The 12,409-nt window shown below is 44.0% G+C and carries 8 protein-coding genes and 1 pseudogene; 6 read left to right on the top strand and 3 right to left on the bottom strand.

Annotated elements, in window-relative coordinates:
* Positions 1 to 5 precede the first annotated feature (5 nt).
* The 3 genes and pseudogenes from GJB61_RS18140 to GJB61_RS18130 all read left to right on the top strand — a co-directional run bounded on the left by GJB61_RS18140 (position 6) and on the right by GJB61_RS18130 (position 2,643).
* Positions 6 to 863 carry a carbohydrate ABC transporter permease gene (locus tag GJB61_RS18140; RefSeq protein WP_338115931.1) on the top strand — a complete coding sequence of 286 codons (858 nt, stop codon included), beginning with the start codon at positions 6 to 8 and terminating at the stop codon, positions 861 to 863.
* Positions 864 to 1,012: 149 nt separating this feature from the next.
* Positions 1,013 to 1,986 (top strand): annotated as a pseudogene (locus tag GJB61_RS18135) (aldo/keto reductase family protein).
* A gap of 39 nt (positions 1,987 to 2,025) precedes the next feature.
* Entirely contained in the window at positions 2,026 to 2,643 is a 618-nt protein-coding gene (locus tag GJB61_RS18130) for a polysaccharide deacetylase family protein (RefSeq protein WP_338115930.1), read from the top strand.
* A 201-nt stretch (positions 2,644 to 2,844) separates the two neighbouring features.
* On the opposite strand, the gene GJB61_RS18125 is transcribed toward GJB61_RS18130, so the two are convergent.
* From GJB61_RS18125 to GJB61_RS31780, 3 genes are all read right to left on the bottom strand, one after another.
* Positions 2,845 to 3,759: an SDR family oxidoreductase gene (locus GJB61_RS18125; protein WP_154120442.1), complete on the bottom strand. Its 915-nt coding sequence runs from the start codon at positions 3,757 to 3,759 to the stop codon at positions 2,845 to 2,847.
* Positions 3,760 to 3,979: 220 nt separating this feature from the next.
* Positions 3,980 to 4,942, bottom strand: a complete 963-nt coding sequence (locus tag GJB61_RS18120; RefSeq protein WP_154120441.1) for an AraC family transcriptional regulator — start codon at positions 4,940 to 4,942, stop codon at positions 3,980 to 3,982.
* Between the two features lie 261 nt (positions 4,943 to 5,203).
* Positions 5,204 to 5,533, bottom strand: coding sequence for a hypothetical protein (locus GJB61_RS31780; protein WP_229521983.1), 330 nt, complete (start codon positions 5,531 to 5,533; stop codon positions 5,204 to 5,206).
* Positions 5,534 to 5,929: 396 nt separating this feature from the next.
* On the opposite strand from GJB61_RS31780, the gene GJB61_RS18115 reads away from it, so the two are divergent.
* The 3 genes from GJB61_RS18115 (at position 5,930) to GJB61_RS18105 (ending at position 11,780) form a co-directional block, all read left to right on the top strand.
* The gene (locus tag GJB61_RS18115; protein WP_154120440.1) at positions 5,930 to 6,739 is read left to right on the top strand and encodes an AAA family ATPase; all 810 of its coding nucleotides are present in this window, start codon (positions 5,930 to 5,932) and stop codon (positions 6,737 to 6,739) included.
* A 786-nt stretch (positions 6,740 to 7,525) separates the two neighbouring features.
* Positions 7,526 to 9,388, top strand: coding sequence for a beta-L-arabinofuranosidase domain-containing protein (locus tag GJB61_RS18110; protein ID WP_154120439.1), 1,863 nt, complete (start codon positions 7,526 to 7,528; stop codon positions 9,386 to 9,388).
* Between the two features lie 367 nt (positions 9,389 to 9,755).
* Positions 9,756 to 11,780, top strand: a complete 2,025-nt coding sequence (locus GJB61_RS18105; RefSeq protein ID WP_195724382.1) for a DUF1565 domain-containing protein — start codon at positions 9,756 to 9,758, stop codon at positions 11,778 to 11,780.
* Positions 11,781 to 12,409 lie beyond the last annotated feature (629 nt).

Here is a 12,409-nt window from a genome sequence, read left to right as displayed (position 1 = left end):
GAATAGTGAATGCCGCTGAAGCAGTATTGCAGAAGAAACCTAAATTTATAGGAAAAATACTGTTGCAAGTAGTGTTAATCCTAGTTGCTGTTACGCAAATTTATCCGCTTATCTGGCTCGCCTTTTTCTCACTAAAAGATAACAGCGAGATATTCAGCGGAGATGTACTGGGACTTCCTAAACAATTATTATGGGGCAACTATGCTAAGGCTTTGTCCGATGGACACATATTGACTTATTTTTTCAACAGCGTACTGGTAACGGTCGTGACCATCATCCTCGTGTTGATCCTGTCAGCCATGACCGGTTACGCCATCACGAGAATGAATTGGAAACTCAGCAACTTAACCATGACTATTATCCTTTTGGGGATGATGGTACCGATTCATGCAGCTTTGCTGCCTTTGTTTATGGTCTTGAAGAATTTGGGGTTGCTAAACACCTATTGGGCTTTGATAATTCCTTATGTCGCATTTGGGATCCCGATGGCCGTGTTTATCCTCGGCAGCTTTTTTAGAGGCATTCCCCGTGAGCTGGAGGAAGCTGCTGTTATTGATGGCTGTGGAATTTACAGAACTTTTTTCTCCATTATATTACCGCTCGTTCGTCCTGCAGTGTCTACGGTCGCGATTTTTACATTTCTATCCTGCTGGAACGAGCTGATGTTCGCCGTGACCTTCATCAATAAGGAGTCTTATCAGACGCTAACGGTGGGCATGATGTCGATGGTCGGTACCTACATTACACAGTGGGGAATTATTGGGGCGGGGCTGATGATTACGACCATCCCCACAATTTTGATCTATTTGCTGCTTAACAAACAGGTTCAGAAGAGTATGATTGCCGGTGCGATCAAGGGTTAGCCCACAGGGAGAGTTTGCGATGAAAGCCATAGTTACTGTTAATATGCGATAAGAAGGGGAATGTAAGAGCTACTCGGCAGTTGTGCGTGTAATGCATGACCAGATCAACCGGATGCACATTTTGAGAATGAGAGAAAGGAAGATTACCTATGAAATATCGGAATCTTGGCAAATGGGGGTTAAAGGTAAGCGAAATTGCGCTAGGCAGCTGGATGACTGAAGTTAAAAATACGGAAGCAGCGGATGCAGCCAAGAAAAGCATAAGAAGTGCTTACGATCTAGGCGTTAACTTTTTCGACTGTGCGGATGCATACAGCGGCGGGGAGGCGGAAGTTTTCCTTGGCAAAGTACTAAAGGAGTTCGAACGCAGTTCTTTTGTCGTTTCAAGCAAAGTCTTTTTTCCAACCGGTAATGGTGTTAACGATAGAGGGCTGTCCAGAAAACACATCATAGAGCAAGTCGACAAGTCTCTTAAGAATCTTCAGGTAGACTATCTGGACATGTATTTTTGTCACCGCTATGATGAAAGTACGCCTTTGGAAGAAACCCTGCAGACGATAAGCGATTTAGTGGCACAGGGCAAAGTTCTATACTACGGCGTCAGCGAATGGACACCTGTGCAGGTTACGGAAGCCATGAATGTGATCAAGGAAATGGGTCTCCGCCCCATGTCAGTCATTCAGCCTCAATATCATATGTTGGACAGATATATTGAGGACGAAATGATAGAAATTTGCCGGAAGCACGGGTTAGGAATTGTTCCCTTCAGCCCACTTTCCCAGGGGCTCCTAACTGGGAAATATCGCAAAGGACACTCTATTCCTGAAGGTTCCCGGGCTACTCACCAGGCCGACAGGCAGATTAACAACCTCCTTACAGAGGACAATTTAAATAAAGTGGAACAACTGATGGAGGTCGCAGCCGGTCTTAATATAAGTCTTTCCGTGCTGGCGCTGGCATGGTGCTCAAAAATCCCCAGATTAGCAGCTTGATTACAGGAGCTTCAAGACCCGAACAGATTGAGAATAATGTCGCAGCAAGCAGCTTAACGTTATCGGAAGAGACATTGGATGAAATTGAACGCATCTTGAATTATCGGCCCTTTGTTCGTAAAATAGGTTAGGACTAAGCCTTTGCAATAAATCTGAGGAGTGGTAGTGTGGTGGAATTAAGGTTGATCAATAAAGTTCCGACCTCGAAAAAAGTTATTGCATTTACGTTTGATGATGGGCCGGATCCGCTGTATACAAGACAGTTAATGGATATATTCCAACGAGTTAACGGCTATGCGACATTCTTTATGGTTGGGCAGCAAATTGATTTGTACGAGGATATTGCAGTTGAGGTATATTCCGCCGGGCACGAAATAGCCAATCATACCTATTCACATCCTGATTTGACAAAGCTAACAATTGAAGAAGCCCGGATCGAACTGGAGCTTGCGAATAAGAGAATCCGGACGGTGACGGGAAAACCTGCCGCTATTTTTAGACCGCCGTATTTTGCAGTTAATCATGATATCCTGGCTCTAGCCGCAGAGTCGGGACATCAATCCATAGGTTGCGTTAACGGAGAGGCCAAGGACTGGGAGCAGCCTGGAGTTGACTATATTCTGGAACAAACGCGGTTAACCCTGGAGAACGGAAGCATTTTGTTGTTCCATGATGGATATGGTGACCGGGAACAAACGATTGAAGCCGTCCGAATTCTGGTGGAACAGTTAGACGCCGAAGGATACCACTTTGTCACGGTAAGCGAGTTGTTGAAACCAACTAATTGATTTGTATGAAAAGCTTTAGTAAGTTATCAAGTGTAGAATTTGGGTGAAATGGACGACTCTTACTCAGCATTTATAGCTGAATAAAGAGTCGTCTTTTTTTATGAAAATACCAAGCTTTATCAAATGATATAAACAAGAATGGGTGAACTATTTAAAACTAAACTTAGGAGTCCAAGTGTAAATCAGTGACAATGTCAGAGATCAGCCATTCCCATTAGTGTTTGTTGTGAAATACTGCTCCCTATCAAGATCAGAAATGAGCGCCGGATGCATAGGGCGCCAATCGAGCTGCTCTTGAGTCCAACTGCTCGATGCCGGAATGTCCATCGAAACAAAATGAGTCAGCCAGCCGAAATGCCCCGGTGCCTCTTCAGAAGGTATACTGACAACCGGCAGCCCGAGCTGGAGGCCGATTACGCCAGCAATCTCACGAATTGTCACCCCCTGGTCGCCAATTGCATGGAGCTTGACCCCGGCAGGAGCTGTCTCTAACGCCAGCCGGTAAAGATGTGCAGCGTCAAGCCGGTGCACGGCAGGCCAGCGGTTGAGGCCATCCCCCACATAGGCCGACACACCCTTGTTGCGGGCGATCTGGATTAGGCCCGGTACAAATCCGGTATCGCCATCGCCATGAACGGACAATGGAAGCCGCACTACCGATACACGTACGCCCTGCGACGCCATCGCAAGCGCTGCTTCTTCTGTACCCGCGCGATGCTTCGCGGAAGAGCTCATATCGGGAGCAGATTCTTCAGTACCTAGCTGACCTGGTGTGAGATGCCCGATCACAGAGGTTACGACCAACGGCCGGCCTGATTGTGCGAGTTCGGCACCCATTGCTTCGACCGCAAGCCGGTCTGTCTCGCCTGCAGCACTAAGATCCGCGAAGTTATGAATGAAAGCGGCATGGATAACGCCATCCGTTGCAGCCACTCCCTGTCGCAAGTTGTCTAGATCATCCAAAGAACCGCGGTGTATAGCGGCCCCGGCAGCAGTGAGCGTTGCTGCAGCCTCATCCGAACGGGCGAGGCCAAGTACTTCATGCCCCGCATCTATTAATTCACGTACAATGGCAGAGCCGACAAAACCAGTAGCACCAGTGACAAAAACACGCATAATAAATTCCTCCTAAGTATTGAGTAGTAGAACTGCCCAGTTCACCCTGGCGGCATATCCGATCGCCGCCGCTCGTCCAAGGCTACACTCATTATAGTCTGCGCTTCATCGAGACCTTTGCCTGTTCCTTTTCACTTTTTGCCCAATCCTACAAGAAACGCAGGGGCCGCACGAAAACCCGCAAGCCATGCGGCTGCGGGGATTCCTGTAAAGATTTAGATCAGTTGGATATTTGTGTTTGTTGACGTAATCTGGCGATGTCTCTGCTTGGCGGACTTCCGAAGAACCGGCTATAATCCCGGCTGAATTGGGAATCGCTCACATATCCGACAAGCCGACAGGCAGTGGTCGCGTCCATGGGACTGGCTAACATCAGACGTCTGGCTTCGTGAAGGCGCAGCGCTTTTTGATATTGCAGCGGGCTCATTGAGGTGACAGACTTGAAATGCACATGAAAGGAAGATGCACTCATATGTACCAGCTCTGCCAACTCAGCAACTTTCATCTGCTGGGAGAAGTTGTCGCGCAGCCAGGCAATCACCTTCGCTACCCGCTGTACATCCGACTCCGCAAAGCCCATTTCAACAACCTGAGCGCCGATCGGACTGCGTAGAACCCGTATCAGAATCTCATCCACCACAAGCGGGGCCAATATTTCAGCATCATCGGGATTTTGCAGACACTCTACCAGTCTCGCCACAGCGTTAATGATACTGAGATTGGTAGCAGCGATGTAACCTTTGCTCATCTGACGTACGGAAGGAAGCCCCTCTGGATATAGTTTCAGAACCCATTCACTAATCCTCTGCGGATCTAGCTCTAGTTTGACGCTAAGATATGGCTCGGATGAGCTGGCTTGTGTGAGCTGCATAGCCGCCGGCAGGGCAACGGGCAACAAGATCATACGCGACCTGTTAAACTGATAAACATTCTGCCCGATCGTGATATTTTTCGCCCCTTGCGCGACTATTAACAGAGAGGTGGAGTAGAAGGTTTGTATGGTATCTGTATCTGTTTTTGAATAGCGACTAACATACAAACCGGGTATACGCTGATTAAAGGTGCCGTCATGAGGAACAAGGGCAGAGATCAGACGTGCCAGCCTGGCTGTTTCTGCATCAAGTGATCCCTCAGCATTACTGGACACCGTTGTCACCGCAATTTCATCTTGAATCCTCACCATTTAGCCACAGCTCCTACGTATTATGACATCCATGAAACATCGTTATGGACAAGTAACGTTTATTATACACACTAATGATTTGATCTGCGTGAAAAATCGATGGTGAAAAAGGGCAGCATCATCCGAAATTTGAGTCATTTGTAACATAGAATATATAGATTATAATATATTTTATTGAATTTAATGATTTGCATTAAAGAACATACTATCTTTTTCAGTCAAAAGGATTTTGAAATCCATACTCTTTATATGATTTATTTATTATTTCAAAAAGACTTTCTTTTCTCCAGTTACTGTATTGAACAGGATCTCCTTTTCATTGATCCAGTTGGCATATTCAGTCCCGAGAACCTCGCGGGGTGGGGTATAATCCACTGATGATTGAATTAGAATGAAATAGTCTTGTCCCTCTAGATTTTTCATGAATAATCCGAAGAAGGTTTTTTGGTAAAAGTCAAAGGAATAGGAGCGTTCCCCTAAAGTAGTTACGCGATATTTAACAATTAGAGTTTCCGTCTGCTCAGGAGATTTAATATAACTATAATGGTAGTCTATCGTAGCATTCCATAAGAAATAGGTAACAAGTATCAAGATGAATAATGGGATTAATAATATAAGAATAAGTTTTTTTCTCAGATTGATAAAAATCATAAAGATAAGAATTCCATTAATAAGGATAATGTAGAATCCAGGTGATTCAAGATAAGGAACATAACCAAACATTTGTAATGTTGACAAGAGAATGATATTCGATATTAGTAGAAACTGAAGAAAAAACAATTTTCTATTTTTGATAAAATACTGTTTCGATTCCATATCTTCCTCCGTAATATTAGTATGCTATTATCATCTTATTTCCCTATTAGTATAGACTGTATATTTGATTATTGAATAACATAATTTTAACTTTACTGTAATATTTTTATATGATTTTATAGTGCCGTTTCCGATGAATGTAAATATAAGTCAGGTAGAAGGAGTGCGCCAATGATTTATTTGAGAAGCTTTAGGCTTTCTGATTATACGGATCGAAATCCCAACATATACCCTGATCATGTATTTAAGCATTTGGCTGGAGAGGTGCTTTTGTTTGATCGAATTACTGTGTTGTATGGTAATAATGGCAGCGGGAAATCCTCCTTACTCAATGTGATTTCCAACAAGCTAGGCATCTCGGGGGCAGAAAGAATGACAAGCCATGGGCATAGTTTTTATGCTCAGCGATTCCTTGATTTGAGTAGCTATCAGTTTGGGGAGGATGAGCAAGGGCATGAAATCAGGCAACTTCCAGAAGGAAGCCGATATATGAAATCAGAGGATATATTATATGAGATCAAGAAGATACAGCAATCTTCCGTGCTGCGCGAGGGAATAACGTATGAGCAGATTAGCAAAGGGATGAGCAAGGCTCAGGCGGCACAAGATGAAACTACGTACGCGTTTAAGGAGAAGCTGGATAACATTCAATTTTCACAAGAAAAATACTCTAATGGAGAGACGTCGATGCAGTTTTTTGAGGAATATCTGCTACCTGGGCAATTGTATTTATTGGACGAGCCGGAAACGTCACTTTCTCCGACCAACCAAATAAGAATGGCAGAACAAATAAATGAGCTGGCACGACATTTTGATAGTCAATTTATTATTGCCACTCATTCTCCTTTTGTTTTAGGCACATTACATGCAAAGATTTATAATCTGGATGCCACACCTCTTCAAACAGCAGAATGGTATGAACTAGACAACGCACAATTTTTTTATCGATTTTTCAATAAGCATAAGCAATTGTTTGAGTGAGAGTAGGGCGGACACATAAATTGGAAATCCTTATAAGGATTGAATAATATAAAAAAATAATTCTGTTCCCTTTATGTTTAGCAATGATATTTTTGTTAAATGTTTACAATTTAATATGAATTTGACGGTAACTTAAGCTTAAGTTGCTGGCAATTTAATTAAGATGAAATGAAAGAGGCAGAATCAGGAGATATTGATCAAATACTTAATTACACATAACTAAAGCCTATTGTCCGTACTTGAGGTTATGGAGATTCTTTTTTTGAATAGAAGTACAATTTATTGGATATGTGCCAAGTGCATCAACTGATTGTGAATGTCACATATGAGATGCCAATGGTTTGTGCACGAATGATCCAAAAAATGGATATCAAAAAAAGTTGATCTTGTTGAAGATCAGCTTTTTTTGTTTTACTTAGAGAGAATAGTTACATACCTAATGACTCAATTACTCAGGTTTCTAGAATGAAAACAGAAATTGACGAAGGAATCCGTGTCGGGAAATCCGCATGTAAGGTTTGACGGGGAGTCCGAGGGAGTAATCGTTCGTCTTACCCTACTATCAATTGTAGAAAGTTTTGCAACGCCTATTGTGCAAATAACAGTTTTAATATACAAGTGAAGCTTGCTTTAATAATCAGTATGGATCAATTTTATATTAGTATTAATCATTGGAATGAAGGAACCGCTGCTTTATAATTTCATTGTAAATCAAAGTCCGCTTAAGGCGCACGAAGGATTCCACCTGATGAAGATAAATCCAACTAAGTTAAGGGGCTGCAAGCGATGATAGAACTGAAGGGCAAACATGTCGTTCTTCATGATGGTGATTTGAAACGCAGGGAAGAAGCAAATAGGCGGTATTTAATGAAACTGACGAATGATAATCTCCTGTTTAACTATAAAGTAGAAGCAGGAAGATATCATGGTAGAGATATTCCACATGATGCACATGGGGGATGGGAGACGCCAGTCTGTCAGATCCGGGGACATTTTCTTGGACATTGGCTGTCTGCCGCGGCTATGCGGTTTCATGAGACTGGTGATTTGGAACTCAAACTAAAAGCGGATCTCATATTAGACGAGCTTGCCGAATGCCAGAAAGATAACGGCGGACAATGGGCTGGGCCTATTCCAGAGAAATATTTACATTGGATCGCAAAGGGAAAAGGGATATGGGCTCCACAGTATAATATCCATAAGTTATTTATGGGACTTGTTGATATGTACCAATTTACCGACAGTCAAAAGGCGCTCGATGTGGCCGATCGTTTTGCAGACTGGTTCGTCGAGTGGAGTAGTACCTTCACAAGAGAGAAATTCGATGACATTCTGGATATGGAAACAGGCGGTATGCTTGAAGCTTGGGCGGACTTGCTCCATATTACAGGGAATGATAAATACACTACCTTGCTGGAGCGTTATTATCGCAGTAGACTTTTTCACCCGTTACTGGAAAACAAAGACCCTCTGACCAACATGCATGCCAACACAACCATTCCTGAAGTACTCGGTTGTGCCAGAGCTTACGAAGTAACCGGCGAACAAAGATGGATGGACATTGTCACTGCCTACTGGAAATGTGCTGTCACAGAGAGAGGAACTCTGGCAACTGGCGGAAATACTGCCGGTGAAGTGTGGATGCCGAAAATGAAGATTAAGGCACGCCTCGGTGATAAGAATCAGGAGCACTGTACTGTTTATAACATGATTCGTCTGGCAGAGTTTCTCTTCCGACATACATCAGATCCGGCATATGCGCAGTATATCGAATATAATTTGTACAACGGTATTATGGCTCAAGCCTATTACCAGGAATATTCTCTGACTGGCAATAAGCACGGTAATCCCGAATCAGGGTTGTTGACTTATTTCCTGCCGATGATGGCAGGCTTACGGAAGGATTGGAGTTCGGAGACCGATAGCTTCTTCTGCTGCCACGGAACTATGGTACAAGCAAATGCAGCTTTAAACAGAGGCATTTATTATCAGGATCACAATGATGTTTTTGTATGCCAGTATTTCCATTCTGAGCTGACAACAGAGATCAACGGAGAGAACGTCCGAATGATTCAATCTCAGGATCATATGAGTGGAAGCCTGCTGAACTCTTCGAATACTGCAGGACAGCAGGAATTGAATGAGATTACAGCTCTTCACGAGAATCTTCCTAATTATAAAAAGTTTGATTTCGTAGTCCATGCCGGCTCTTCTAATGAGTTTGCTATTCATTTCCGGATTCCGGACTGGATCATGTCGGAAGCCGTCATCTATGTGAACGATCAGTTTCATGGGAAGTCTGCGGATAACAATACTTTCTATAAAATATTGCGGAATTGGAAGGACGGCGATCGAATCAGTATCATTCTGCCTGTCGGTATCCGTTTCATTCCTCTGCCGGATGACGAACAGACAGGAGCATTTCGTTTTGGTCCTGAAGTACTGGCTGGTATCTGTGAGAATGAAAGAATTCTCTTTACACAAAAAGATGATGTTGCCTCTGAATTGATTATGGAAAATGAACGTGAGTGGGGCAGCTGGCGCTATTTCTTCAAGACGGTAAATCAGGATCCGGGAATTCAGCTGAGAAGAATTCGCGATATAGGTTATGAACCCTATCAAGTTTACTTCACGGTAAAAAAATCTTAGGCACTTTTTATTGGTTAACCACCTGGATGCAGTTCCTTGCAGGTGGTTATTTTATTTACTTACACTAGTATCTGAGGCATCATAGTTTCCTTCCCCTTTGGATATATCAACAAAAGTGCTGTAAATATCAATGGCGCTACTTCAGTGTTGCATTATAATCTATAGGTGGTGCGCTTGATATACCAAACTTGTATCTAAAATGATTGGGATTGTCCATCATTTTCAGGAAGGAGAGTGAGTAGGTAGATAACGTGGAAGACGCTCTGGAGTTAATCCGCTCGCAGTAGCCGTATCTGGAAATAAGATACATATTGAAGGTTAACTTAAAATGATTATTGTGGCCATAAAAGGAAAGGGTGGTTATCTAGTGGAATATCATGTTGCAATTCGAGGAAGCGATCAAGCGTCGGGTACGGAGGCACAACCTTTCCGCACGATTTCCCGCGCTGCGGCTATAGCGGAGCCGGGAGATATCATTACCGTGCATGCCGGTGTTTACAGGGAATGGGTCAACCCGGCCAATGGAGGAACAAAGGAACAGAAGATTGTATACCAGTCTGCCGGGGATGGAGAAGTGGTTATCACGGGTGCTGAGCCTGTGGCTGACTGGACAGACGAGGGGGACGGTGTCTGGAGGGCGGAGGTGCCAAACAGTCTATTTGTCATCCGCAACCCCTATCAGACTAAATTGCACGGTGATTGGTTGTTTGAAGGTGCGTTCGAGCCGCATCTGGGGGATGTGTATCTTGACGGAAAATCCCTATATGAAAGTGATAGCGTTAACAAACTGCACAATCCACAGGTTTGGCCGCAGGCCAAATATGCGGAGGATTCTTTGATGCAATGGTACGCGGAAGTAAGCTCAACTACCACCACCCTATGGGCGAACTTCGGAGGCAAGGACCCCCGCCAAGAGAATGTAGAAATCAATGTGCGTCCTTATTGCTTCTGGCCTGAGAAAACCGGCCGCAGCTACATTACCGTCAGGGGCTTTACTCTCCGGCAAGCGTCCCCCCAGTGGGCACCGCCAACGGCTTTGCAAGAAGGGCTTATAGGTCCCCATTGGAGTAAAGGCTGGATTATTGAGAATAACCTGATCAACGAGTCTAAATGTACAGGTATCAGCCTAGGCAAAGAAATATCTACCGGGCAGAACGAATATTCGGACAATCGCAGCAAAGGCGGAACGCAACGGGAGCAGGAGGTTATTTTCCGTGCATTGCGCAAGGATTGGCACAAGGATCATATCGGAAGCCATATTGTCCGCAACAATGTAATTCATGATTGTGAACAGGCTGGAATCGTTGGACATTTAGGTGCTGCTTTTAGCCGGATCTACCAGAACCGCATTTATAATATTCACCACAAGCGTATCTTCCACGGTGCAGAAGTGGGGGGAATCAAACTCCATGCCTCACTGGATACCCAGATTTGCGAGAATGTCATCTACAGTTGCTACCGAGCACTTTGGCTGGATTGGCAGGCACAAGGCACCCGCATCAGCCGAAATATCTTTTATGACAATCTGTCCGAGGATCTCTTTGTGGAGGTCTGCCACGGCCCTTATATGGTGGATCATAACCTGTTCCTATCGCCTATGAATTTCCGCAATATGGCCCAAGGCGGTGCGTTTGTTCACAATCTGTTTGCCGGCAGATTTGTGGTGCGCTCTGAGCTTACCCGCTATACTCCTTACCATATGCCTCATGAGACAGCTATTGCCGGGTACAGCAACATCACGGGCGGCGACGACAGGTATTACAATAACCTATTTATAGGTGATGACGATCCGGGCAAAGAGCCGCTGCCTATGACCTTTTTCGAACACCTTCCGCTGACTCCAAGGGAGGATATGGATTACGGCGGTACCGCAGTGATGGACGGTGTACCAGACAATTCTCGCTGTTACCTTCATCCTGTCGGACTGGGCGGCTACAGCGATTATCCGAATACTCTTCAAAAGCGGTGGTGGGAATATACCAAGGAAGAAATTGCGGCTTTAGAGGAATCCGGAAAGCCATTGCAGCCCGATAAGATGGCACTCCCCGTTACGATACAGGGCAATCTCTATTTGAAAGGCGCAGTGCCAAGTAGTCATGAGTCAAATGCAAAGGTTTATGTCAACAACGGGATCGAGATCGAAATCGATCCCGCTACTTGCAGGGTACAAGTGCATGTTCACAGCCCTGAAATAATACGTGCTGCAGCTCCCACGGTAGTCACCACTGATCTTCTCGGCAGAAGCCATCACGCTGAGATGTACTATGAGGAACCGGATGGATCTTCTTACCGTTTCGACCACGACTTCTTTCATAAGCTACGCCCAGAAAAAAATGCAACACCTGGACCGTTTGAAATATTTGACAATAGTCCGGTAAAGATTGTTCTGTAGAAATACAGTATCTTATATCTGCTGCATGGAAAGGGGAGTTACCTGCATAACTTATTTGAGAAAAGCTTGTTATATCAAGCTTTTCTTTTTTATGTAGGAACATTTGTATCAATGAACAATGCATGAAAATGCCTACATATAAAAGATCAATTGCTAATTGCGTTAGTGATTAAAGTTCACCTTTTGATCCGGCGTAGTAATAATACATCAAGCATGAAATTTTTATCATCGAATGGATTTCACCGTCCATAACCTGGAGGACCATTTCAAGGATATAGAGGAGCTAGTCTCAAACGCCGGCTCGTACAGTGCTTCTCAGCTGGCGGCATATGGATTTGCTTGAAAAGAGTTTTGTTCTACGACGCCTTAAACGAGCCTTCAGCCCATATATCATGGCAGATAATTGAACAGGAAAATTTAGTTTTTATACTCAATAAAAAGAACGATATGTTTTATACATTAAACAATATCGGTTCGGATATTTGGAAGGGAATTACCATGAATGGTTATTTGTATAGACTAAAAGAGGAAATTAGTGTTGAACTTAGTGATGAAGATCTTGTGGATTTTATTTTCGGATTGGACATTGAAGATTTAATAATAAGAAAAGAGGATGATGCCAATCCCAG

This window comes from Paenibacillus monticola (genome assembly GCF_009664975.1).
GTDB lineage: Bacteria > Bacillota > Bacilli > Paenibacillales > Paenibacillaceae > Paenibacillus_AQ > Paenibacillus_AQ monticola.
Note: the sequence above shows the minus strand (reverse complement) of the source record. Positions and strands in the feature narration are given on the sequence as shown.

Bases quoted from the DNA above. Each gene is read 5' to 3' on its own strand.
- GJB61_RS18115 (WP_154120440.1), top strand. From the start codon at position 5,930: ATGATTTATTTGAGAAGCTTTAGGCTTTCTGATTATACGGATCGAAAT.
- GJB61_RS18120 (WP_154120441.1), bottom strand. From the start codon at position 4,942: ATGGTGAGGATTCAAGATGAAATTGCGGTGACAACGGTGTCCAGTAAT.
- GJB61_RS18110 (WP_154120439.1), top strand. From the start codon at position 7,526: ATGATAGAACTGAAGGGCAAACATGTCGTTCTTCATGATGGTGATTTG.
- GJB61_RS18125 (WP_154120442.1), bottom strand. From the start codon at position 3,759: ATGCGTGTTTTTGTCACTGGTGCTACTGGTTTTGTCGGCTCTGCCATT.